The sequence below is a fragment of the Helicobacter zhangjianzhongii genome, from assembly GCF_030249855.1.
Lineage (GTDB): Bacteria > Campylobacterota > Campylobacteria > Campylobacterales > Helicobacteraceae > Helicobacter_B > Helicobacter_B zhangjianzhongii.
Map to the genome: position 1 here is coordinate 26,024 of NZ_JANURN010000005.1, position 23,280 is coordinate 49,303.

Consider the following 23,280-nt stretch of genomic DNA (forward strand, 5'->3'; position numbering starts at 1 on the left):
TAAGCTAGTATATCCTAGCAAAGCCTTAGCAGATCAAAACACAATGGTCTTATTACCATTGATAAAGACACGATCGTGCAAGATCAGATCAAGCGCGTGAGCAAAGACACTTTTTTCGACATTGCGTCCGGCTTTTTGCATATCTTGCCAGCTAAAGGTGTGATCGATTTTAATAATATCTTGTGCAATAATAGGTCCTTCATCAAGATCTTGGGTAACAAAATGCGCGGTAGCACCGATGATTTTCACCCCTCTTTCATACGCCTGCTTGTAGGGATTAGCTCCAATAAATGCGGGGAGGAAGCTATGGTGGATATTGATCATCTTGCCTGCATAGCGTGCTACAAACATAGGAGAGAGAATCCGCATATATTTAGCAAGGGCAATTACATCTGGGCAATAGCGATCAATAATATCTGTAAGGGCTTGTTCGTGTGCTTGCCTATCATCGCTGGATTCTACGCAGTAAAATGGTATATCAAAACGGCGCACAAGCCCCTCTAGGTCGTTATGATTAGCGATGACTGCTTGGATATGGGCGTGTAGCTCGCCACTATCATAGCGCAGTAGCAAATCACCCAGGCAGTGGTTTTCTTTGGTAGCGAGAATGATTAGGGACTTTTTTGCCATAGGTTTTAGTGTGATATGAGCATCTTTGTCGAGAGCGTTTTGTAGAGTTGCTAGAATCCACTTTTCATCTAGTGCGCCAGCAATTTGCGTGCGCATAAAAAATATCATCGCATCTCTATCGACAAATTCATCATTTTTCTCGATATTTAGCCCTGCTTCGTGCAAAATCTTAGAAACTTGATAGATAAGTCCGCTTCTATCTTTAGTGCTAATAAGCAATATATGCTTCATTGCAATCCTACCCCAAGCATAGAGCCAAGCATTCTGCTTAAAGTGGATTCTACAAGAGAGTCTAAATAGCCTTGCCACGAGCTTTTTTCAAGCCATAGTGCTTCTTCTACTTGGGCGAGTTCTTTTAGTTTGTCTATGGCTTGATTACGGGAGATGACATCATCAATCAGCCCCAACTCCTTAGCTTTAGCGGCATTAAACACCCTACCTTCAGCAAACTTGCTAGAATCCTTTAGCTCTAGATTCCGTGCTTTTGCGACATCGGTGATGAAAGTTTGGTATTCTTCTTGGATAAGGTTTTGTATATAGGCGCGTTCTTTTTGTGTCCAGTCGCGGTAATACGCGTCTATTTCTTTATACTCGCCAGCTGCGATTATCTGTGGCTCATAGCCGATTTTTTTAAAGAGTTCTTGCAGATTTGCGCCGTTAAATAGCACGCCAATGCTCCCGATTAGCGCACCGCGATTGGCATAGATTTTGCTCGCATATACACCAGCATAATACGATCCACTTGCCATAATCCCTTCTGTATGCACGACCACAGGCATTGTGCTAGCGAGCTCTTTGATGAGATCAGCCATTTCCACGCTTGCCCCCACCGCTCCACCCGGAGAGTCAATCACAAGTAGCACGCCTTGCAAGCTAGGATAATTGCGTAAATCCTCGATTTGTGTGCGTAGCATAGCAGAATCCACTATCGCGCCTTTAAGGTGGATTCTAGCGAGATTTGGGTGCTGCTTAGGCTCTCTTGTGCTAAAAATTAGCACTGCTACAATGAGCAAAAAAACAAAGGCTTTGAAGTATTTAGTAATACATTCAAGTATCGCGATAAATGGCGCAAAAAACTTTTTAATCATTTGGGTTCCTTAAGAGACCTACACAGATCAAGATGTGGATCATTTCTTGTGTGTTAGGGACTATTTATTTGCTAGAATTTGGGCTTGCTTTTGTGATATGACAACAAAACGCGTGGTTTTATTGTGTTTTGAAGTCTTGGCATCTTCGACAAGCTGCTTTGGATTCCCGCGGATAAAAGGATCGATATAGCCTAGCTCAAATGATTGGGAGTTGATATGTGAGAGAAACTCTCCATCAGTTTTGGCGATAACGACACTATATTCTTTAGAAGCAGACATTATTTGAAGCTTTAGATACATCTCAAGCTTTTGGTTTGTGGTGTAGATTAAAAAAAGCTTTTCGTGCTGTTTTTTGTATTTGTGGAAGTAGTTGTAGCCTGTTTTTTCATTATCAGCAAGCTTGTTTTTGTCAAGTCGCTTGAGATACTGCCCATAGAAAGTCATTGTGCAATAGGGGTTGTTAATATCGTGCTTGAAGAAGTTGTTGTGTATGGCAGTAGATGACATACCGATTTTCCACATTTTATTATCAAGGGTGGTGGCGACAAGATTTAGCGCATCGCGTGTTTGATCGACTAAATCATTGTGCATTTTGTGGAAAGTCTCGCTAAACTCATTTAAGTAGCTTTCTCTAAAATTTTTTGTGATAGTTTCTAGCCGCTCTTGGCAGCCTGTTAGGATTTTTACTTCTTCTTCTGCTTTTGCCATAATGGTCTTTTGCGTCTCAAGCTTTGCTGGGAGCGAAGAATCTTTTTTATTGAGCTCCATTTGGTTTCTAAGTTTGCGGACTTCATTCATACAGAATTTTACTTTATTGCGTAGTTGGATGGTTTTTTCTTTGATACCCAAGATCGCCTTGATCGCGCCGCGATAGTGAAGCTGCTTTTCTAAAAACATATCTTGGTAGATGGAAGCTGGCTTTAGGTTGGCACTTTGGACTAAGGCTTTGTAGGAGTATTCTAGGTTATTGACCTTTTGTAGATCGCTAGCAAAGACATCGGGGGTAATGTTTTTATCACAATACACAAGATAATCCATAGCTTTTGAGAGAAATCGGCGGACAATGAGATAATTGAGCTGATTTTCTGGGGCGACTTCTTCGATGTCTGCAAGCGAGAATTTGATAGAGTTAGATTCTGGGGTGAAGTATTCTTTTAAGCAGTCTTCCACAGATACAGATGCTTCAATAGCTTTCATCTCCAGGTAGTTTGTCTGCTTGAAGATATTTTCTGCGATTTGGTTGCGTAAATCAGCTTCCTTTGTGCGCAGCTCTTCATCGGTATCTGTCTTCCAAAAGTCTATTTCTTTGATAAGTGAATCTGCACCAAACTCTTGATAGGCAGAGCTGTGTGCATCGACAATATGTCCGCTTTCATCAAGGCGAAACTCCACATACATTCCTGCTGCTGGTAGAAGTTTGCGATCGTGCCAATGTTCCTTGCGTAGTTCAAAGATTTTCTTTGAATAGTTGGTAACAACGCCAGATCCTGTCGCCATAGAATAGCGGCTTATTCTTCCGTGCATTTATGCCCCCTGTGTGAAATGAAAGTAGATTTTTCTATGTATGCTATAATATATTTAAAAAATTTTTGCTTAAAAGGGTTTAGCATTAAAAAAATCTACATTTTGTGTGCTTGGTGCGCGTTGTTTATTATCCTAACCTTGGCGACTATTTTTGGACAGAGCGGTGAAATGGGCGAGATGGGCAGGGCATTTGCGATGCTTAATCTATCTTGGTTTGGGTATTTGGGCTATGTGTATTTGCTCTTTTTACTCTATCCAGCGTATGCGCTTTATAAAGATTCTACACTTAGCCCAAAGCGAGTGAAAATTATCATCGCTGTTTTGCTACTAAGCTTAGGTGTGCTTTTGGTGCAGTCGCTTTGGTTGGATAAGGGCTTGCTTGGTGCGCTTCTTATCGCCAAGATTATGCCAAATTTTGGCGCATTTGGCGTGTGGATTCTAGTGATAGTGTGTGTGTATGCCGGGGTGCTTTTGCTATGTCCTACCGCTGTGATTACTGCACAAAAATCTCTGCAAAATGCCGCGCTTACGCTCACGCGCTATCTTGTGCGCAATGTAAAAGAAGCGTTTTTGTATCTTGCTCCTAGGTGTGTAGCGTATGCGCGATATTTATACAAAGCTGCTACTGCGTGGCTTGAAAGAGTGTTTGCCTCTCCATCGATCAAGGAGTTTGACTATCAAGGGCGTGCTAAAAATCCTATCCAACTAGAATCCAGCAAGATCAATGCCGAGCAAATGACAATGCACAGGGCGCATTCTACTCAAGAGTCTTTTGATCAAATGCCTAGCCTAGAATCTAGTCTCGCGGATATGCCTAATGTCACTCAGCTACAAAATCTCTCGTCGTCCTTTTCATCGCCCTTGCAAGAAGCTCCAAGGGAAGCTCCAAAGTTTGATGAGAAAAAGGTCGTAGTGCTTTACCGCGATGAGGAACGCGAGAGATATATAAAAGAGCAGGAAGAAGAGCGGCATAGGGCGATGGTCCGGCTTATTGATCCAAGCCAGATGAATAAAGATGCCGAGATGCTACATATCGATGTGGATCAGGCTATCTCTCGTGCCAAAGCCTATGAGAAAGAAGCACTGCTAAAAGATGAAGCAACCTATCGCACAAAAATCATTGACCCCACACAAGAGAAGCTAGAATCTAGCACACCACAAGAGATGATAGAGGTGGATTCTCCAGCCATTGATCGTCTCTCTCTAGATTCTTCTCAAATGCTAGAATCCCATTCTCCAAATATTGGCACAAGTAGTGCGCACGATGCGCACGATGATGGTGATACGCACAAAGACTCCAAGCAAGTATCACACCCACAAAGCCAAGATCATCTAGCAGATATGCAGTCTCTAGCACAGTCAAGCATACAATCTCCTTATGCAGGGGAATTTACTCAAGCACAATATCCCAGCCCCCAAGATACACTAGAGCAAATCAAAGATTCTAGTCCTAAGATTTTTGCGCACAAAACACAGAGTACAGAGCTTTCTAGGCGAGTGCAGCCCACAATAGTAAAAGACTTAGAATCTAGCAAGCAGCATTTAGAGAGCCTAGAGAGAGGTGAGCTTGCGCGACCTAAGGATTATGTCCTGCCACCCACGACACTTCTGCAGCCCGCACAAAGTGGAAAAATAAGCTTTGAAGAAGGTGAGATTGATCAAAAGATCCAAAATCTCCTAACCAAGCTCAAAGTGTTTAAAATTGATGGCGATGTGGCTAGAATCTACTCGGGTCCGGTTGTTACGACCTTTGAATTTCGCCCAGCTCCTAATGTCAAAGTCAGTAGAATCCAAAGCTTAAGTGATGATCTTGCTATGGCACTAAGTGCGCGATCAATCCGTATCCAAGCTCCCATACCGGGTAAAGATGTTGTAGGGATTGAGGTGCCAAACTCGCAAAAAGAGATGATTTATCTGCGCGAGATTTTAGAGAGTGAAGTCTTTCAGGGTTCTTCTTCGCCACTTGCGCTTGGGCTTGGGAAAGATATTGTAGGGAATCCATTTGTTACAGATTTGCAAAAGCTTCCGCATTTGCTTATCGCTGGGACCACAGGTAGCGGGAAGAGTGTCGGGCTTAATGCGATGATTTTATCCCTGCTTTATCGTAATTCTCCCGATAATTTGCGCTTAATAATGGTCGATCCTAAAAAGGTAGAATTTAGTCTTTATGAAGAAATCCCACATTTGCTGACACCCATCATCACTGATGCTAAAAAGGCGATAATCGCTCTCAATAATGTCGCCAGAGAAATGGAGCGCAGGTATGAGATGATGAAAGCCCTAAAGACAAAAACCATCGATGGCTATAATGCCAAAGCTGCTAGTGAGGGAAGTGAGATTTTGCCTTTTATTGTTATCATCATTGATGAGCTTGCCGATCTTATGATGACAGGGGGCAAGGAGGCGGAAGGCTCAATCATTCGCATAGCGCAGATGGGTAGGGCGGCAGGATTGCACTTAATCGTAGCCACCCAGCGACCAAGTGTCGATGTCGTAACAGGATTGATCAAGACAAATCTCCCAGCAAAAATCGCCTACAAAGTCGGCTCAAGAATGGATTCTCGCGTGATTTTGGATTCTGAAGGGGCGCAGAATCTACTAGGGCAGGGTGATATGCTGTTTTCTCTTGGTGGGGGCGGGAGTGTGTTGCGCTTGCACGCGCCTTGGGCGAGTGAAGATGAGATAGAATCCATTGTGGGCTTTATCCGTGATCAAAGAGAGGTGCAGTATGATTCTAGCTTCTTGGCTGATTCTGTCGGGGTGGCTACAAGGAGCGATGAGACACAAGGCGATAGCAGTGATCTGCTCGCTGAAGCTAAAAAGCTTATGATGCTTGATGGCAAGACTTCTATCAGCAATCTTCAGCGCAGGCTGGGTATAGGCTACAATAAAGCTGCAGTGCTTGTGGAAGAGCTAGAGAAGCAAGGCTTTTTGTCCGCGCCCAATGCCAAAGGTGTGCGCGAGATCATCGGCTAATCTAGAGTTTAGCAAAGGAGAGGTATGAAAAGGTTGTTTATATGGGGTTTAGGGCTTGGAGGAGTGCTGATTGCTGTGCTGCTTGTCGCGTTGATCGTGATAAGCTATAGGCTTAAGGATAATATGCAAAACTCCATCAACGCGCAGCTGCAGGTTTTACAAGAATATATTCCTTCTATCTCTTATGAGCCTTTTACTTGTAGTGGGGTTAAGAGTATCGCTTGTGAGTCATCTAGTATTGGGCTTGATGGTGTGGTGCTAGAGAATGTGCGCTTGGAGCTTGGGCAATTCACACAAACACAGGGAAGTGTGCGTATAACAAGCCAGAAAATATCGTTTGCTGGTGATGAGATTTTAACGCTACTTTTTGGCGTGCTGGCTCAAGATGTGGATTTCTCTACTGAGCTGCTTCCGCAATCTCTTGATTGTAAAATCAGTGGAGTGCTAGACAAGAGTGAGCAGGCACCAGATTTTGATACGATGGATACTAGTATTGCTTGTATCACAAAAGGCAAGAATCTATCATATAAGCTTGTGTGGGATATGCAGGCTGGGCTTGGTGATGTGCTGGCTCAAGCCCCCACGCATTTTAGCGATGCTCTGTCATCAATGCTAAAAGCCTATCAAGATGATAGTCAAAAGATATTATCACATACTCCAGTGTTGTTTAAGAGTGCTACATTGTCTTTAGAGCCTAAGGAATTGGCTCAAGCTATTATTACAAAACTTGCTAATGGTCAAAAACTAGATGCGCAAGCCTACCAGCAATATCGAATAAACCTAGCCCGATCTCTGCAGTCTATGAAAGCGTTTGTGATGTATATAGCACTATTAGGCGATCATAGAGGGAAAGCTCAGTATCTTGAAGTATTGGTTGATGGTGTATTGCGTATGATTTTAGGTGAGAATAATGGCGTAGTCTATGGGCTGGGATATAAAAATAAGAGTGCTAATAATGCCTTTCCACTTGGGGAGTGGTTACAAGATCCTGCGGTATCTTTGCGAAAATCTGGAGTTACATTTAGCTTTGAAGAAATTCCACTAGATTCTATAGAGTCTAAAAAGGACTGATATGGGTAAGCGCAATGCACAAAAGGGCGGGGGTGGATTGGCACGCGTGCGCAATGCATTTTTGTATTCTAGAGATGGACTTTTGGCTGCGTGGAGAGAAGAGCAGGGGTTTCGTCAGGTGGTTGTAGTAGCAAGCATTGGGCTGTGTTTGGGGCTATGGCTTGGTGATGGATTTGCGCAAAAAGTGCTTTTGGTCTTGCCTGGAATGCTTTGTGTGATTGTAGAGCTCTTTAACTCAGCGATAGAAAACGCCATTGATCACACGAGTATTGAGCCACATCCTTTTGCCAAAAAGGCGAAAGATATGAGTAGTGCAGCGCAACTTTTGAGTTTGGTATTTTTTGCGTTTGTTTGGGGAGTATTTTTGTTGGAATATTTTTAAGAAGTTTGTAATGGATAATTCAAATCGCTAGGATTCTAGATTCTATGGGAATCTAGAATCTTTCAATGTATATGTATTTGGAGTCTAGAAATCTCTCTTGAGTAGCACATCAATTTTCAGGATGGTGATTAGGTGATCTTCACGCTTTCCTACGCCATCGATCATTCCAGCTTGATTGCTCGCAAGCGTCTCTGGCACAGGGTCTATACTAGAGCTAGGAAGAGTGATGGCTGCTGTTAGTTTGTCGATGACAAATCCGGCTATTTCATCATTCTGATGCACTATAAGATAGCGAGTATCTTTATCTTGCTTGATAGCTGGGAGACCAAACTTCAAGCGTAGATTGATGAGTGGATACACATTTCCACGCATATTAAATACACCTAGAACATAAGGTGGCGTTCCGGGCACCCTTGTAAATTCTGTGGGTTTTACAATTTCTTTGACATTAAGAATAGGAACAGCAAATTCCTCATTACCCACAACGAACCCAATAACTTGCAAAATATCCTCTGGATCATCTTGTGCCTCACCAATACCACGACCCAATCCACTTGCATCCATCTTTTGCTGTTCAAAAATATCTCTAATTTTATCAGCCATTTTATTCTCCGGTTACTAGATTAATATTGCGTTTTACGACATTGACAAGATATTCTGGCGTGTAGGGTTTTGTAATATATTCTGTCATACCAGATTCTACCCCACGCATTCTGTCCGTTTTGCTTGTCCTACTTGTAACGGCAATAAGTGGTAGATTTTTAAATTTATTATACTTTCTAACTTCTGCTGCAAAAGTATATCCATCCATTTTAGGCATTTCTATATCTACCAAAACCGCATCAAGGGGCTTATCGCTATTTTTGACAATTTCTAAGCCTTCCAAACCATTGCTTGCTTCTAGCACTGTAACTCCCAATGTTTTTAGGCATTTTTTCATAATTGCTCTATCGGTATTGCTATCATCGATTGCTAGCACGATATAGTCTGATGGGGCTGTTTTGGCTTTGGAGCTTTGAGCTTCTTCCATTACTGCATTTATACTCACTTTAACCTCTTTAGCCATTTCCATCATTGCGGCTACATCGACAATCAAAGTGATTTTACCATCACCTCGCACTGTCGCTCCTGCAATACCTCTAGTGCTTTTGAGATAGTAGCCAAGCGATTTGATAACAACTTCTTCTTGTCCAATGAGATAATCCACAATTACACCAATCTTTTGCTCTGCAAGCGCAATGATAACAACATACACTTCGCTTGCTGTTTCTAGCACAGAATCCACACCAAAAATATCAGCCAAACGCACTAGGGAAAGCACTTCATCTCTTAGGCGCAAGACAGATTTGCCATCGACACTATAGATTTCATCTTGCCCAATTCTAACTGTCTCAATGACAGAAGATAAGGGGATAGCATAGTATTCTTCTTGCGCACCCACAAGCAATGCTTGGATAATGGCAAGCGTAAGTGGGATTTTTAGCTTAAATGTTGTGCCTACTCCCTTTTCAGAATCTATCTCGATAATACCATTAAGCTTTTCGACATTGGTCTTTACAACATCCATACCGACACCGCGTCCAGATACATTGGAAATAGTTTTTGCCGTAGAGAAACCGGGCTTAAAGATAATGCCAAAAGCCTCTTTATCTGTCATAGAATCTGCTTCTTTTTCAGAGATTAAGCCCTTTTCAATAGCCTTTAGCTTAAGCATTTCTGCATCAAGCCCTTTTCCATCATCGGTGATTTCAATAACAATGTGATTGCCTTCATTGTAGGCTTTGAGATCCACTCGCCTAATCTCTAGCTTGCCTAAAGCCTTTCTATCCTCTGGGGATTCCACGCCGTGATCACAAGAATTTCTAATGATATGGATAAGCGGATCACCTATTTCTTCCACGATAGACTTATCAAGCTCTGTTTCTTCACCGGTGATGACAAGATCAATACTCTTTTTAAGTTCTCTGGATAAATCTCGCACCATTCTTGGGAATTTATTAAACACCTTGCCTACAGGTTGCATTCTTGTCTTCATTACCGCAAGTTGCAAGTCTGTCGTTACGCTAGAGATAGATGATACAACTTGGTTGAGTTCTTCTAAGAATTTTTCACCATCATAGCGCTCTTCCACATCGCCATAGATTTTAATCAATCTGTTTTTGCCTAACACAAGCTCGCCGATGAGATTCATAAGGTTATCAAGTCGCCTAACATCAACGCGGACCGTTTGTTCTACGCTTGTTGCCACCTTGCCTTCATCTTTTCCGGCTGCAGGTTTGCCTTCAGTTTTGGGACTTGGTTTAGCCGGTGTAGTAGCAGTGGGTGCTGGAGCTTCTGCTGGTGCTTTGGGTGCTTGGACATCGCTAGCTTGACCGCTTGCTCTTTTTTGCGCACGCATTTGTTTATCCGCTTCTTGGCGTTTTTGGAGCAGTCGCTCAATTTCTGCTTCTACTTCATCAGAACTCATATGCGCATAGTCCTTATCTGGCTCATCTGCAAGTGGATTGCTAGGGTCGCTCTGTGGTGTAGTCTCCTGCGGTTTGGCTGGTTTGGCTGAAGGCTCTGGAGCCTCTGCGACAGGGCTACTACCTTGAGATATTGCTTGAAGTTTAGTAACAGCATCGCTAATATCAATACCGCTATTGGCATCTGTCCCAGAGTCTCTAATTGCTTGCAAGAGTGCTTTCATAAGGTCAATGGAGAGCAAGACCACATCCATCACATCAGGTGTGATTTTAAGCTCATCTCGCCTAGCTTTGTTTAGGACATCTTCCATATTGTGTGTCAAGCTTGTAAGAATGTCAAAATTCAAGAATGAGCTAGAACCCTTAATAGTGTGGGCTACTCTAAAAATACGATTCAGTAGCTCTAGATCTTCTGGGTTGCTTTCTAGCTCGACTAAGTCTTGGTCGAGCTGATCGACCATCTCAAAGGCTTCGATCAAAAAGTCTTCCATTATTTCTTGCATATCATCCATCTACAATACCTCATCTCGTTAATTTGGGGGCTATTCTACCAAAAAAATGCCAAAATCACACAGAAGTTAGAAGTTTTTTGACTTCTTGGTAGAAAATGTTGGGGTCAAATTTCACAATATAGCCATCACCTCCTGCTTTTTTGCCTTTTTCCATACTATTTGGATCGCAGATAGAGGAGTTAAATACAAGCGGGATCTTAGAAAATCTTGGGTCGTTTTTGATTTCGTTGGCAAAGTGGAAGCCATCGATTTTTGGCATTTCTACATCAGATACGATGATTTTAAGATGTTCAGATAGTTTATCGCCATATTGTTGATAAAGGGATTCTATCTTTTCTTTGCCCTCTTCTCCATCGATTGCCTCTACAACCTCAAAGCCCATAGCTACGAGATTTTTCACCACGCGTTTGCGGGCTATGGAGCTATCTTCTAGCACAAGTGCTAGTCCATTAAACCGCTCCTGCTCTTCTACAATACTGATAATATCATCAGCCTTTTTCTCATAGAAATTTAGCTCATCAATAATGCTCTCTAAATCCAAAATTAGCATAGTTCGATCATCTTCTTCGATGCGCGTTGTGCCGGTGATCTTGCCTCGCTCGATTGTGCTAGATGAGCTAAATTGCGCGGATTCTACTTGCTTCCAATTTACGCGCCGTATGCGCTTAACTTCATCGACTACAAATCCTATTTGGACATTATTAAACTCAGATACGATGATTTTGTGTTTGCGGGGGGTGTCGTCTGCTTTGATATTCAGCCATTTGGAGAGATCGACAAGCGGGATTATCGTCCCACGCAAGTCAAAAAGCCCTAGCACATAATCTGGACTTGCCGGTATGTCAAAAAGCTCATCTGGCTGCTCGATGATACTCTGCACTTTTGCGACATTGACCCCATAAATCCCCTCATATACTTCATCATCTCGTAGCTCGAAAATACGGAAGTCAATCAACGCTATCTCGTTATAGCCTTCAATTTGAGAGTCTAAAATATTGCCTGCCATAGTTGTCTCCAAATCTAAATCAATGGTCTTAGTTTGTGTGGGTAATATCGGCAGGATTATAAAACAAGAATCCTTTTTTCGCAATAAAAAGATGGCAGGGCAAAAAAGCTCTGCAATCTTCTGCCTATGTGGAAATGCCCCTCTATCACGCCATATTGCGCGTTAAGCTCATAGTCTTTAGCCTGCTTTGCGGTGCCTTGGGGGTCTGTGTCGCTGGGCTTGGCTAGATTGCACGCGCGGGCTAGGTTATTTGCACGCATATAGTGCGTGTATGCTGCTAGTCTCTTAAGCGCAAATGTGTAGAATCCACTTTCATCTAGGTGAAGTGGCGCAATGCGCTTGGCATTGACTAGGGATTGTGCATAGGTATAGATATAGCCTAGGCTTAGTGTATCAAGCAGCTTTAGCGCACTAAGTGTGAGCGGTGCGCTTAGTGCGCGGATATAGCATTCATAGCTTTTGTTGATAAAAAGATCCCCGTGTGCGAGTAAAAATGGCGTATTTTGATAGCTAAAAATAGCTGGCTGGAGACTCCTAGGGTAGATTCTCACTCGTGGCAAAAGCCTAGAATCTATCCCAAAGTCGTGATTGCCTTCAAAGTAGAAGATCTCTGTGTGCTGCGATAGGGCATTGAGTAGGGCGATAAAATCGCGGTGATTATCTGCGCTATGGGAGATATGCGGGATAAACAAATGCGCAATATCCCCCATAAGAAAAATCTGTGCGGGGGGATTGCCCATCAATGCTTGCAAAAGCCCCATTAAGCCATCTTCGCCGATGTAGCGCGGATAGGGCAAGCTAGAATCCAAAAATGAAAAGCTAGATTCTAGTGGGCTAGCGGACTTGCTAGAATCTAGCTTAGCAGGGCTGGGCTCTAGTGCTTGCTCAAATGCCTGTGTGCAAGTGTGGGTAGGGCTTGGGATATAGTGTGCATCAGCGATAAACACCGCAGGGGAGATGATTTCTTGGATAGGTGTATGATCAATATGGACAGAGCAAGCAGTAGTCATAAAAATCCTAGGTGATATAAGGTGTGTGAAATTGTGCCTTATTCTACCAAATCGCTTCATAATCCTAGAATCCACTTTTTCACTTATGGCAGTTTTCCGTCATCGCAAGCTGCGTTATCGGCGTGGCGATCCATTTCAAAAGTGGATTCTAGTGTGGATCACTAAAGAAGCTACGCTTTGCCACGCGGTGTAAGGCTCGCAATGATGAGAAAAATGAGTGTTTTTAAAAAATCTGTGTTGTGTAAAAAGTGGATTCTAGGATAAACAAGAAGTGTAAAAGCTAGAATCCACTTTTGGATTGTGGATCACCGCACGCTTTACAAAACTTGCAATGACAAATAAGGATTCTAGAAGCGTGCTACAAGGCAAAGCTAGGAGATTAGCTCACTTTGCGCAAAAAGCCTTCCACAAGATCTTTGATCTTTGGCGCAGCCGTGCCAGCCGGCTCGATGAAGCGCACATCAAAATAGCGATCAAGGTGGCTGGATTCTAGGTTGTTTAGTATGCTTTGCTTGGCATAGAGAGTAAATTGCGCCGCATTTAGCACCTCGCCACTTGTGCCGATACAGACAAACAAGCTATCTTCCGCCGCTTTTAGCCGCTCTAGCTCTTGGTTTAGCAGGGCATAGTTTGGCGCAGGCTCGTGAAACATCACGATATTATGCCGCAAGCTCTGCGCCCCACACACCCCACACACAGAGCTTGGCATAGCGATATAGCCGATATTTGTGATCTCCCCGCAAGACTCGCAGCGCACCTCAGGCAAAAATCCGTGCAAGTGAATGACCTCTTCACACCCAGCTCTTTCTAGCAAGTCATCGACATTTTGCGTTATCACTACGACTTCTTGCGGATATGCTGCTTTAAGCTTTGCTATCATCGTATGCGCGGCATTTGGGGCGACTTGCCCTAGCTGGATACGCCTTTGATCATAGAAATCTAGCACCTTTTGCCTATCCTTTGCAAAGCCCCTAGCACTGCACACTTCCATAATGTCAAACTCCTCCCATAAGCCATCATTATCGCGGAATGTCCTTAGCCCACTCTCTGCACTAAGCCCCGCCCCGCTAAAAATCATCACTCGTTTAAGGTCTTTCATTGTTGATGTCTTGTATTTCATTGTTTAGTATCAAGTCTATAATAACTCATTATAGATTTTTATAGCTTCGTTAATAGGACTCTCCGCTTTTGCTATTCTGTGTAAATGTGCATTGGTAAGCTGTTTGCCATTGACACAATTTACCGATTGAAGTTCACCATTTTTATATGAAAGACTCATCTTCATTTCCCCATCTTCATCATAGAGCCTTACGATACCATTTGGCTCACCATTTTCATATGGAATATCATACCGCAATCCTCCACTTTTATAGTAAAACCTTGCTGCGCCCTGCTCTTTACCGTTTTTAAGTGGAATCTCACTCTCCAAGCATCCATCTTCATAATAGTCTTTTGTTATGCCATTTTTCTCATCATTTTCATACGGAATTTCACTTCTTAGATTCCCATCTTCATCATAGACTTTTGCTATGCCCTGTCCTTTATCATTTTCATATGGTATTTCACTTTCCAACACTCCACTTTCATAGTAAAACCTTGCTATACCCTGCATTTTACCATTTTCATACGGAATTTCACTTCTTAGATTTCCATCCTCATCATACCCCTTTACAATACCCATAATCTCACCATCCTCGAGTGGTGCTTCTGTCTTTATATTTCCATTTTCATAATATGTTCTTGCAATCTCCATCGTATTCTCCCATATATCAAGCAGGTCTATTTTTGTAACATATGCTTCATTAGCATATACTTAAGAATCTATCTATGACTACTCCTTTTTTGTGGTTTTCAAATACGCTATAAAATCATCAAGATTATAATAGTAAAAAGATTTCAAATCGCAAATAGGCGAGTATGACTCTAGCGCAGGATGCGTGAAATCAAGCACTGAAGCAAACTCATCTTCACTCATAAAAATCCCGCTAGATTCTAGCTGCTCTTTTATACGAGCACCCCAATAGCTATCACTATCCACCCACTGCTTAGATACTAAATCATAAAAAAGATCACCAGTGCTTACTGCCCATCTCCACCACCGCTCTGTATCTTGCATATCCTCCCACAGCTCTTGCTCTTTGGATTCTAGGTAGGCTTCCGCGATCTGATCTTGCAGGGTTTGGGCTTGGATTTGCTCTTGACTTTGCTCGCTTACGCCCTCTTTCTCTTTTATCGCTTCTTCAAGCACTGCTGTAAAGCTAAAGCTATCTGGCAGAGCCTGTAGAATCTCACTTAGCTTGTGCTTATCCATAGCCACTCACCTTAGAATCCCACGCGCTTGCTGCTACTCGCGCTCAAGCCCTTAATCCGCGCTTCTTCTTGCAGCTTTTCTAGCAATTGCTCCGCAGACTCTAGCGGCGCGAAATTAGCCCCCCTAGCGATCAAAGCAAAATCCCCAAAGCAGATATTCTCTAGCTTTTCTAGCTCCCTTTTGCCAAAAGTGGATTCTAGGAATGCAGCATAATCGCCAATCCCCAAATGCTGCGCATACAGGCTAAAGGCTTTTTGCAGTCTAGCAAAATCTAGCGGCTTAAACTCCACTTTCATATCAAATCGCCTGATACTTGCTCTATCTAAATTATCCATAAAGTTTGTCGTAGCGATAAATATGCCAGCAAAGCTCTCCATTTGTGTGAGCATTTCATTGACTTGGCTAATCTCCCAGCTCACACTCGCCCCACTTCTATCTTGCAAAAAGCTATCCACTTCATCAAGCACCAAGATCGCTCCCCTTTGCTCTGCCTCTCTAAAAGCTTTTGCGATATTTTTCTCACTCCCTCCTACCCACATAGAGAGTAAATCACTTGCCTTTTTTAATATTATAGGCTTATCTAGCTCTTTGGCTAAGGCTTTGGCAAACTCACTCTTGCCACTTCCAGCCATACCATACGCTAGAATCCTAACGCCCTGTGTAGAATCTTGCCCGCTAGAGCTAGAATCCACATTTGCATCTTTTGCCCCGCACACGCTTTTTATCCGCTCGCACAAGCTTTGCATATCCACACTCGCGTGAATCAAGCTCATATTGTATGGCAGGGCTTGGGGGGCTTTGGTGGCGATTGTGGGCTGCCCTTGGAGCTTTAAATGCTCATTTAGCACTTGGATAAGGCTTTGGGTGATAATGCGGCTGTTTGCGGCTGTGCTTTTTGGAATTTTTTCGCAATTTTTCAAGCTATATAGCTTATGTTTTGCCAAAGTTTTTGCTACTTTACACGCTTGCAAAAGCACGCCTTGAGAGAGGCTAGACTCGCAAATTTGGCTAATAATCCTAGAATCTAGTCGTATCCTTTGGGACTTTAGGGCTTTTTCTATCATTGCTTGCTTTTTCTCTTTTGGTGGGGCGTGGATTTCTAGCACGATGTCAAATCGCCGCAAAAACGCCGGGTCAATATTTGCGCTATTGCTTAGAAAAATGCTTGGGATTTTCACGGATTCTAGCATTTTATTGAGTGTGTTTTTGCTGGGTTTATCTTCGTTGTATTTGGGAGACAAGCTGGGGAAAAACTCTTCACACTCATCAAGCAAAATCACAGATTTATCCGCCTTTAGCATAGCTTGAGCTCGTATAAACTGCTCAAGTCTATCCTCTCTCATTATGCCTTGTGTATCAATATTGTGTATCTCCCATAGCTCTCTATCTAGCTCTTTTGCGATAAGGGCTGCTATCTCATTTTTACCCACGCCGGGCTTGCCATAGAGAAAAATACTAGGATTTTTCGCATTTTTACAATAGTTTAGCAGCATATCTAAGTCGCTTTTCATATAGCTAAAATCCGCTATTTCAAGTGTGCTTTTGGGGTAGATTCTAGCGATTCTTTTCATCATCTCTTGTTTGCTAAAAGGCTCTTGCATAAGTCTTTCAGTAAAGCTTTCTAATTCAAACTCACCGCTTCTGTGCCTATCATCGATGAAGCCAAGCTTTCTAAGCGGCATATTTGCCATAAGTAGCTTTTGGACTTTTCTTGGGCTTGTCTTTAGCACTTGGGCTACAAGCAGGCAAAATTCAAAATAATTAAGACTATCATCACAATCATAATATCTACTGATATTATCACACAAGCCGATGAGATACAAAATTTTTGTCTCTAGCTCACTTAGCCCAAAGCACTCTTGTAAAAGGGCTAGATTTTTACGCACAAAGGGTTTGGGTCTTAGCGCGTGAAAATGCTCTAAAAGATGGGGTGTGATAAACTCTGCGACCATAGCTTCATCATCAAGATCATCTAAACTAGCATTAAAATGCTTTCTAAAGAGCCTAAAGCAGTAGTCCAAGTCAGCAATATGTGGGAAAAGGACTATAAAATGCGCTATCAGCAGCTTTTTGTCATAGTCTTTGTCGTTGGCTATGGGCTTAAAGGGCAGGAGCTTTTGCAGGGCTTCTTTGCTAGGATCTATCAGTGTGCCTTCTATCTTCTTCAACGCCCTTTGTTTTCTTGCTTTATATTTGCTTAGGACTTTATTGTCTCTTTTTGCTTGTGTTAGCATAATCACTCCTTGTGTGTATTGCAAAGTGAAGTATCGCTTTGTCAAGTGAAGTTATAGCAAAGAGCTTTGACAGCGTTATGTCAAAAAAAGTGGAAAAGATAAAAAAAATATGGAGGGATTGAGAAAAGTGGCAGCGTGTTTCTGTCATCGCGAGCGGTGTTAGCGGCGTGGCGATCCACAAATTTTGCGCTAGCAAAATAGTCTTTCTTAGTATCGCTAGAATCCACTTTTTGATTTATGGATTGCTTCAGCCCCAAAGAGCTTCGCAATGACAGAAAAAAGTGTTGTGCCTAGAATCCACTTTTGACATTGTCATATTGAGGCAAAAATATCTCTGTTATTTCGGTAGGCGGCACAAGCTCGCGGAGCTTTGAATCTGGCTTTGCTAAATCATCTGCGATTTTTTGATTAAATTGATAAACCTTATCTTTCACGCTTTCAAAAAACTCCATAAAACTTTCTTGCGTGAAGTCTTTTAAATCAATTTCCTCAAATTCTTTTAATGCCAACCACCCATCTTCGAGCATACTATCATCAAAATTATCATTGCTTACACCAAGAACTTCTCCAAGTTTTGGGATAAGTTTTGTTGTTTGTTGTGGATTGTAACCCGATAGATAAATTTCAAACCACACCTCTTCTTTATTAGCAATTTCTGCTGCTATATAAAAACAAAAGTTTCTTATTTCAACAAACTTATTATGTAGCACAGAGATGCCTGTTCCATAGCTCCAAACTTCTGTCCTGTATTCTTTATACTTGCCTTTAATCTCCCTTGCAATCGCATTAAAATGTGCTTTTAGCACTTCGTTTTTCCTAGCCACTAGCTCCAATGCTATGTCTAAAAACTGCTCATTGCCGTCTTTACTAAAAAATGCTTGTAAATCCATTGTGTTCTCCTTTTGTCCTGTAAGTCGCTTTGCTACATCTGTGTAGCACTCTAGTGCCATTCTTAGATTGCTTATCCCACCTGCTTCATTTAGGGCAGAATCTAGCCAATCTATAATCTCATTTTCATACGAGATCGCCCTAAATCGCACTTGATGATTTTCACTATCTATAAGAAACTCCCCTTGTATATGCCATTTACCTAGACTCTCTTGGGTAGGCTCTTTTATATATGGGGCTAGATACACTACCGCGATATTTTCATACTCTACGCTAGATTCTCCCCTATCGCTAGAATCCACTTTCGCAATCGCTTCTATATATCGCTCAATTTGCTCGTTTTGATCTCCTGCGTTAATCTTATTCTCTACAATGATATGCCGCTTGCCATTGGTGATATGAATGTCAATGCGTTTTTTCTCCTTATACACTTCTGCACCACTTGTGCTGCCAAGCCACTCTTGTAGCCCAATGGACTTCACAAAGAGCTTTAGAAATAAATCATCTTGGTAATGCTCCCCATAGGGATTTAGCAGGGCATATAAAAAGCCGCTGTGCATATTCTCTTCATCATCTAGCTTTTGCACGCAAAGCAGGGGATTAAAGTCATTTTGCCCGCGCTTTTTTCGCGCTTCAATCTCGGCATTAAACTCCCTAAAACGCTGTAAAAATAGCCTTAGATTCTCATCTGTCATTTAATCTCCTTGTAAGTGATTGCGCTTATTGTGCCAAACTAGCCGCTATTTTGCGGTGTTTGTCGCGTTAGAATAAGGCAAGTGGAGTTATAGCAAAGAGCTTTGACAGCGTTATGTCAAATGGCTTAACTCTCTGCTATTTCTGCTTGATCTTTTAGTCAATACTTTTAAGATATTAGTCGTTATAATGCCGCGTTGAGCAATATCTTAAATAACGGAGTTTGAATGCCTATCGTTTTACCAACTATTGAGGAATACACTGTCTCCATAGGCAAAATGTCTTTTTGGCTCTGCTTTAATGAAGTCTATAACCGCTTTTATGTCCATAAAGAACGCACGAAAGACGAATCCGCACTTGATGAAAAGCACATCGACAATGAAGCGCGAGAAGAGTTTTTACAATTTATGGATACACATTTTCCACAAGCAAAGCTAACACCGGTATTTGATCTCGTGTCTGTCGGGTATTTGGAGTATCCTTATCTTGGCAGCATAGCTGTGAATTGCGATGAAAATGATGAAATCTACAAAGCATTGTGTGAAAAATACGAAGATGAAAATGGTCGCCCTAAATCTTTAAACGCAGTTTTTTACTCTATGGATCTTGAATTTGCGAAAAAACATCACAAAGCTAGGTGCGAAGCTTGGGAGGACTTTTAGAGCGAAGCTTGCTCTAAAAGCCACAATGCAAACACGCTTTTACTAATCCCTTTAAGAGCTGCTTTTATCCACAAACATAAGCCCCCTTTCTTCAAAGATATGTTTAAGCATAAAGGGTGATAGGGTTTTGTTTTCTATACTCTCTGTAATCATAGAATCCGATCGCAGATATTCCTCTGCATCTATGCGTGGATTTTGCTTATCAAATCGCGGAAGAGCATAATACAAATAAGAAATATTATGAAATCGTGCGAGGCTTCCGCGCGCTTGTCGGCGCGATGATGTATTTTGCATAGTTTGATAAAAGCGGATTCCAATAAGCTCTGTGCCATCTGTGTCTAAAAACCACCGATGAAGCATATTTATCACCCTTTGCGGGCTTATGCGCCTCTTGCCGATGTAGGGCTTAAGTGCTATGCCTCGTTTATGTGGGGAAAAACCGTGCATTATCCCGCCGCTTGATAGGTAGTAGGCATTGCCACACGCTCTGCCAAGCTTACCGACTTCAATGCCATCGCTTGCGTTTTCACTCCACACAAGATAGAAATACCACTCATATTTTGTGTCGCTTTGTGGGCTGCTGCTAGGGCTTAGGCTAGAATCCACTTCCGCACTCCCTGCTTGATTTTCACCCCTAGAATCCACTTTTGACCCTGCCTTAGATTCCACCCCAGAATCCACCCCAGCCCCAGAACCCACCTTTTGCCCTGAAGTGTGGCTGCTAGCCTTGCGTGATAGGGCGCAAAAGCTCGCGCAAGCAATGTCCCTTTCATTGAGCATTAGCCCTAAAAATTTGTGCCGCCAAAAATTATGCTGATAGTTCTCTTGCTCGCTTAGGGGCTGTGTTTTTCCATTGATGATTTTATGCTCTCTATATGCAGAGATAATCCCCATAAACTCGGCATTTTGCGCGGTGGCAAAGATGGATTCTAAAGCGTCTGTGGTGTAATGTGTGCTTAAAGTCATAGCTCCCCTTTGTTGTGTGTTTGTCGTGTGAGAATAAGGCAAGTGAAGTTATAGCAAAGAGCTTTGACAGCGTTGTGACACAATTCTAAAATGTTATAGATTTTTGCGGATTTTGTGGCTCACAAAGCAAGATTAGAATCTTGCTTTTATTTTTCTAGCGTTTTGGCTAGTCGTTAAAAAGTTTAGAATATGTATTGATATATTCTTTGATTAAAGGCTTATTTGCAAACTCTATAAAAAGTGGCATAAATTTTTCAACCGCTTTGTTTAAAACTTCTTCTTTTGTGTCTTTGTCTTGTGCGTGGCTATATATCCATTTGCATAGCTCAAGCTCATTTTTTATAAGAATCTTATCGGGCTGAATAGTCTCTAATCTGTGCTACTTGGTCACAGGCATTAATCTTATTTTCTATGATGATATGGTAGCCATTATTAAACTTCATTAATATGTCAATGCGTCTGTTTTGGTGTATGGCAGATTCAGTTGTAATGCTTTCATAATCTTTGCTTTTAAAATGCGTTAGCTTTGTTTTAAGTGTTATGCGTTCTAAAAACTTTTCTAAAAAGATAGTTTGATAATGCCCTTTGTTGCTATCAAGCAAATATGCCAAAAAGGCACTATGGCGATTTTCGCTCATCTCTACTTTCAAGGCTTCAAAGATATTAAAATCACATCGCCCCTCTTTCTTTTCTTGCTGAAACTTCTCATTTGCTGCCTTAAGCCCTTTTGCAAAATCTTTCATTATTACTCCTTATTAAATGTAGTATGTGTATATGTAGAATCTTATATATTCTGTCGCAAATTTTCAAACGCACTCTCCCATTGCCCACTTTGTAAAATCGCACTTAAGCAATACTCTATAAAGTCGCTTTGCTCTAGCCCCACAACCCTTATCATACACTTATCATAAATAAATCCCAAAAAAGATTCAAGATGTATATATGCTACATTTTTTAGCTCATCACCACTAATGCTTATAGCTTCAAAATTTGTAGCCAACTCAATATTTGGCTTAGTCTGCTTGCCACATAGCGTATCTAGCATTGCTTGTAAAAGTAGCTTTGATTGCTCTATATCTAAAAGAGCAAGGCAATTTGTGTTGGCTAAATCAAAGGCTTTATGTTGCAATTGGATTTGCTCTATTTGTTCTATCTGCTCCCTATCAATATAAGAAAATAGCTCAAATCTTGCTCCGTCTGCCTGTGTATTTGCAAGTTTTTGGCGAGATTTTTGCAATTGCTTTTTGTGTTTGGCTTTGTGGTCTAGGCATAGATAAGAATGATACTCTTTTATCGTATAATCAAATCCATTCCATTCATACAATCCCCGTCCATAGCGTTGATATTCTGCGAAATTAGAGAAAAACAAAAACACATCGTTTTTATACAAAACAAATTCCTTATCGTTTGGATTCCACTCTATATCAACATCACTAGAGATATACAGATAGGTAAATATAACTCGTTTTGCGTTATCAAAATTTTTCTCTTGTGGAATGCTTTCATCATTATAAGATTCTAAAAGCACCCGCACAGCAAGGCTTTTCGTTATAGAATCTGCAAATAATATAGCCCTATGCCCTTTTGCTTTAAAAAGTTGTTTATAGTATTGCATAGCATAATGTAGAGTTTTTAAAAACTGATTTATCTCATCTTTTGTTCTGTCGCTATAAAAATGAAAATTATGGTGCGTGTAAGTTTCCTTGTAAAGATAGTCTTTCTTATAGAAAGAAAACATACTTGCATTGTAGCTTATCTCAAAGAGTGCTTTGACTTGGGCTTTGCTATGGCTTGTTGCAAAGCTTTTGACTTCATTGTATGTTTGCTCTATATGGTCTATAAGATTTGTGCTGTTACAAACATTTGCCACACAAGATAGATGATGAAACAATAGCTCTTTACAATCAGTGATTTCTGGCGTTATGGCTTGGAGGCGGGTTAGTATATCTTCAAAACTATTTGGCTCTAGCTCTATATAAATATAAGAAGAATCATAAGATTCCAAAAGCTCTACAAGAGGCTTTATTTGCCACTTTTGTAATCTTACAATAGCGTTATAACAAAACGAAATGATTTTATGGATTTGAAAATAGCTTATATTTGGGTAGTTATGCTCTAAACTAGGCTCACTTGCTATATCATAATAGAATCTCTTCTTTTCTTTTTTATTTTGTGGAATCTGTGAAAGATAGTCATCTAGGGCTTTAGCGTGAGTGTGGCTTGAATGAAGGGTAATATATGGGCAAAATGTCGCTTGATTTTTCCCCTTGCTTTTCCAATAACCAAAATGTGTGTAAAGATTATTGTAATCTAGCCCCTGCTCATTTAGCACATCAAGCAAAACTTTAAAAAAGATATATTGTGTAATTTTCTCCGCACTAGGGGAACTATACTTTCTATCCAAAATTGTCCCTTCAAAGGCTCTATTGTAACTATAACTATCACCAATGTAAAAGCTTGGAGAGAATGCTGATGTTAAAATCTTTTGTATGAAGTATTGTGTATCATTGTAGCTGATTGAAAAATTCCGCACATAGCGTAAATATATCTCTATGTGAGGAGGCATTTCAAATCGTAGCTCTTGTGATAGAGCTTCATATTTTTCAGCGTATTGTAAAAACTTCATAAGTGCAACCTTTTTTGATTGTATATGCTGTTTTTTTATGGCTGCTACATCTTGGTTGGGAGTTTTTGCAAGGGCTTTGAAACTATCACCTATGCAGAATTTAGTCTCAATAAAGTCATCAGACAAGCTATCTAGAATCTCATTTGGTGTGTTAAGATTCTCATCTTTATTTTGACTCCAAACCCCAGACAAACTTGCTAAAATTTCCTTGACATTAGGCTTATCCATTTCTCCCC

General features: G+C 41.3%; 21 protein-coding genes. 5 read left to right on the top strand and 16 right to left on the bottom strand.

What is annotated here, in order from left to right:
• Positions 1 to 33: 33 nt before the first annotated feature.
• From purU to NYG90_RS06100, 3 genes are read right to left on the bottom strand one after another with little or no spacing between them, the layout of a single operon-like run.
• Positions 34 to 861 (bottom strand): formyltetrahydrofolate deformylase, encoded by an 828-nt coding sequence (purU, locus tag NYG90_RS06090; RefSeq protein WP_285257108.1) that lies wholly within the window; start codon positions 859 to 861, stop codon positions 34 to 36.
• Complete coding sequence (gene sppA, locus NYG90_RS06095) at positions 858 to 1,718, bottom strand: signal peptide peptidase SppA (protein WP_285257109.1); 861 nt, start codon at positions 1,716 to 1,718, stop codon at positions 858 to 860. The genes purU and sppA overlap by 4 nt, the downstream gene beginning before the upstream one ends.
• 60 nt (positions 1,719 to 1,778) lie before the next feature.
• A complete protein-coding gene (locus tag NYG90_RS06100) occupies positions 1,779 to 3,242 on the bottom strand; it encodes a hypothetical protein (RefSeq protein ID WP_147278809.1) in 1,464 nt (487 codons plus the stop codon).
• Between the two features lie 120 nt (positions 3,243 to 3,362).
• Here NYG90_RS06100 and NYG90_RS06105 point away from each other — a divergent pair, with 120 nt between their 5' ends.
• Genes NYG90_RS06105 through NYG90_RS06115 form a run of 3 tightly spaced genes read left to right on the top strand, consistent with a single transcriptional unit; the run spans position 3,363 to position 7,671 of the window.
• On the top strand, positions 3,363 to 6,218 hold the full coding sequence (locus NYG90_RS06105; RefSeq protein WP_285264840.1) for a DNA translocase FtsK: 2,856 nt from the start codon (positions 3,363 to 3,365) through the stop codon (positions 6,216 to 6,218).
• A gap of 24 nt (positions 6,219 to 6,242) precedes the next feature.
• Entirely contained in the window at positions 6,243 to 7,289 is a 1,047-nt protein-coding gene (locus NYG90_RS06110; protein WP_115012014.1) for a hypothetical protein, read from the top strand.
• Position 7,290: 1 nt separating this feature from the next.
• Complete coding sequence (locus NYG90_RS06115) at positions 7,291 to 7,671, top strand: diacylglycerol kinase (protein ID WP_285257111.1); 381 nt, start codon at positions 7,291 to 7,293, stop codon at positions 7,669 to 7,671.
• 84 nt (positions 7,672 to 7,755) lie between these two features.
• On the opposite strand, the gene NYG90_RS06120 is transcribed toward NYG90_RS06115, so the two are convergent.
• Genes NYG90_RS06120 through NYG90_RS06135 form a run of 4 tightly spaced genes read right to left on the bottom strand, consistent with a single transcriptional unit; the run spans position 7,756 to position 12,664 of the window.
• Positions 7,756 to 8,274: a chemotaxis protein CheW gene (locus tag NYG90_RS06120; RefSeq protein ID WP_115012012.1), complete on the bottom strand. Its 519-nt coding sequence runs from the start codon at positions 8,272 to 8,274 to the stop codon at positions 7,756 to 7,758.
• A 1-nt stretch (position 8,275) separates the two neighbouring features.
• Complete coding sequence (locus NYG90_RS06125) at positions 8,276 to 10,648, bottom strand: hybrid sensor histidine kinase/response regulator (protein WP_285264841.1); 2,373 nt, start codon at positions 10,646 to 10,648, stop codon at positions 8,276 to 8,278.
• 55 nt (positions 10,649 to 10,703) lie between these two features.
• A complete protein-coding gene (locus NYG90_RS06130; RefSeq protein ID WP_115012010.1) occupies positions 10,704 to 11,654 on the bottom strand; it encodes a chemotaxis protein CheV in 951 nt (316 codons plus the stop codon).
• A gap of 56 nt (positions 11,655 to 11,710) precedes the next feature.
• Positions 11,711 to 12,664: a metallophosphoesterase family protein gene (locus NYG90_RS06135; RefSeq protein ID WP_285264842.1), complete on the bottom strand. Its 954-nt coding sequence runs from the start codon at positions 12,662 to 12,664 to the stop codon at positions 11,711 to 11,713.
• Positions 12,665 to 12,689: 25 nt separating this feature from the next.
• On the opposite strand from NYG90_RS06135, the gene NYG90_RS06140 reads away from it, so the two are divergent.
• The gene (locus NYG90_RS06140) at positions 12,690 to 12,857 is read left to right on the top strand and encodes a hypothetical protein (protein WP_285257115.1); all 168 of its coding nucleotides are present in this window, start codon (positions 12,690 to 12,692) and stop codon (positions 12,855 to 12,857) included.
• 186 nt (positions 12,858 to 13,043) lie between these two features.
• Here the strand turns inward: NYG90_RS06140 and NYG90_RS06145 are convergent, their stop codons facing one another.
• From NYG90_RS06145 to NYG90_RS06170, 6 genes are all read right to left on the bottom strand, one after another.
• Positions 13,044 to 13,763: an SIR2 family NAD-dependent protein deacylase gene (locus NYG90_RS06145; protein WP_285257116.1), complete on the bottom strand. Its 720-nt coding sequence runs from the start codon at positions 13,761 to 13,763 to the stop codon at positions 13,044 to 13,046.
• 36 nt (positions 13,764 to 13,799) lie between these two features.
• Complete coding sequence (locus NYG90_RS06150; protein WP_285257117.1) at positions 13,800 to 14,417, bottom strand: toxin-antitoxin system YwqK family antitoxin; 618 nt, start codon at positions 14,415 to 14,417, stop codon at positions 13,800 to 13,802.
• Between the two features lie 78 nt (positions 14,418 to 14,495).
• Positions 14,496 to 14,975: a hypothetical protein gene (locus NYG90_RS06155; RefSeq protein WP_285264843.1), complete on the bottom strand. Its 480-nt coding sequence runs from the start codon at positions 14,973 to 14,975 to the stop codon at positions 14,496 to 14,498.
• Between the two features lie 11 nt (positions 14,976 to 14,986).
• Complete coding sequence (locus NYG90_RS06160; RefSeq protein WP_285257119.1) at positions 14,987 to 17,209, bottom strand: ATP-binding protein; 2,223 nt, start codon at positions 17,207 to 17,209, stop codon at positions 14,987 to 14,989.
• Between the two features lie 80 nt (positions 17,210 to 17,289).
• On the bottom strand, positions 17,290 to 17,466 hold the full coding sequence (locus tag NYG90_RS06165; protein ID WP_285257120.1) for a hypothetical protein: 177 nt from the start codon (positions 17,464 to 17,466) through the stop codon (positions 17,290 to 17,292).
• A 33-nt stretch (positions 17,467 to 17,499) separates the two neighbouring features.
• Complete coding sequence (locus NYG90_RS06170; RefSeq protein WP_285264844.1) at positions 17,500 to 18,792, bottom strand: PDDEXK-like family protein; 1,293 nt, start codon at positions 18,790 to 18,792, stop codon at positions 17,500 to 17,502.
• A 225-nt stretch (positions 18,793 to 19,017) separates the two neighbouring features.
• Here NYG90_RS06170 and NYG90_RS06175 point away from each other — a divergent pair, with 225 nt between their 5' ends.
• A complete protein-coding gene (locus NYG90_RS06175) occupies positions 19,018 to 19,452 on the top strand; it encodes a hypothetical protein (protein ID WP_285257122.1) in 435 nt (144 codons plus the stop codon).
• Positions 19,453 to 19,503: 51 nt separating this feature from the next.
• Here the strand turns inward: NYG90_RS06175 and NYG90_RS06180 are convergent, their stop codons facing one another.
• The 3 genes from NYG90_RS06180 to NYG90_RS06190 all read right to left on the bottom strand — a co-directional run bounded on the left by NYG90_RS06180 (position 19,504) and on the right by NYG90_RS06190 (position 23,272).
• Positions 19,504 to 20,418 (bottom strand): hypothetical protein, encoded by a 915-nt coding sequence (locus NYG90_RS06180; RefSeq protein ID WP_285257123.1) that lies wholly within the window; start codon positions 20,416 to 20,418, stop codon positions 19,504 to 19,506.
• A 350-nt stretch (positions 20,419 to 20,768) separates the two neighbouring features.
• Entirely contained in the window at positions 20,769 to 21,161 is a 393-nt protein-coding gene (locus NYG90_RS06185; protein WP_285264845.1) for a PDDEXK-like family protein, read from the bottom strand.
• Positions 21,162 to 21,202: 41 nt separating this feature from the next.
• Entirely contained in the window at positions 21,203 to 23,272 is a 2,070-nt protein-coding gene (locus tag NYG90_RS06190; protein ID WP_285257125.1) for a hypothetical protein, read from the bottom strand.
• Positions 23,273 to 23,280 lie beyond the last annotated feature (8 nt).

Coding starts and splice junctions, on each gene's coding strand:
- NYG90_RS06170 (WP_285264844.1), bottom strand. CDS start 18,792: ATGACAGATGAGAATCTAAGGCTATTTTTACAGCGTTTTAGGGAGTTT.
- NYG90_RS06190 (WP_285257125.1), bottom strand. CDS start 23,272: ATGGATAAGCCTAATGTCAAGGAAATTTTAGCAAGTTTGTCTGGGGTT.
- NYG90_RS06155 (WP_285264843.1), bottom strand. CDS start 14,975: ATGGATAAGCACAAGCTAAGTGAGATTCTACAGGCTCTGCCAGATAGC.
- NYG90_RS06135 (WP_285264842.1), bottom strand. CDS start 12,664: ATGACTACTGCTTGCTCTGTCCATATTGATCATACACCTATCCAAGAA.
- NYG90_RS06180 (WP_285257123.1), bottom strand. CDS start 20,418: ATGACTTTAAGCACACATTACACCACAGACGCTTTAGAATCCATCTTT.
- NYG90_RS06100 (WP_147278809.1), bottom strand. CDS start 3,242: ATGCACGGAAGAATAAGCCGCTATTCTATGGCGACAGGATCTGGCGTT.
- NYG90_RS06160 (WP_285257119.1), bottom strand. CDS start 17,209: ATGCTAACACAAGCAAAAAGAGACAATAAAGTCCTAAGCAAATATAAA.
- NYG90_RS06185 (WP_285264845.1), bottom strand. CDS start 21,161: ATGAAAGATTTTGCAAAAGGGCTTAAGGCAGCAAATGAGAAGTTTCAG.
- purU (WP_285257108.1), bottom strand. CDS start 861: ATGAAGCATATATTGCTTATTAGCACTAAAGATAGAAGCGGACTTATC.
- NYG90_RS06125 (WP_285264841.1), bottom strand. CDS start 10,648: ATGGATGATATGCAAGAAATAATGGAAGACTTTTTGATCGAAGCCTTT.
- NYG90_RS06110 (WP_115012014.1), top strand. CDS start 6,243: ATGAAAAGGTTGTTTATATGGGGTTTAGGGCTTGGAGGAGTGCTGATT.
- sppA (WP_285257109.1), bottom strand. CDS start 1,718: ATGATTAAAAAGTTTTTTGCGCCATTTATCGCGATACTTGAATGTATT.
- NYG90_RS06150 (WP_285257117.1), bottom strand. CDS start 14,417: ATGGAGATTGCAAGAACATATTATGAAAATGGAAATATAAAGACAGAA.
- NYG90_RS06175 (WP_285257122.1), top strand. CDS start 19,018: ATGCCTATCGTTTTACCAACTATTGAGGAATACACTGTCTCCATAGGC.
- NYG90_RS06120 (WP_115012012.1), bottom strand. CDS start 8,274: ATGGCTGATAAAATTAGAGATATTTTTGAACAGCAAAAGATGGATGCA.
- NYG90_RS06115 (WP_285257111.1), top strand. CDS start 7,291: ATGGGTAAGCGCAATGCACAAAAGGGCGGGGGTGGATTGGCACGCGTG.
- NYG90_RS06145 (WP_285257116.1), bottom strand. CDS start 13,763: ATGAAAGACCTTAAACGAGTGATGATTTTTAGCGGGGCGGGGCTTAGT.
- NYG90_RS06130 (WP_115012010.1), bottom strand. CDS start 11,654: ATGGCAGGCAATATTTTAGACTCTCAAATTGAAGGCTATAACGAGATA.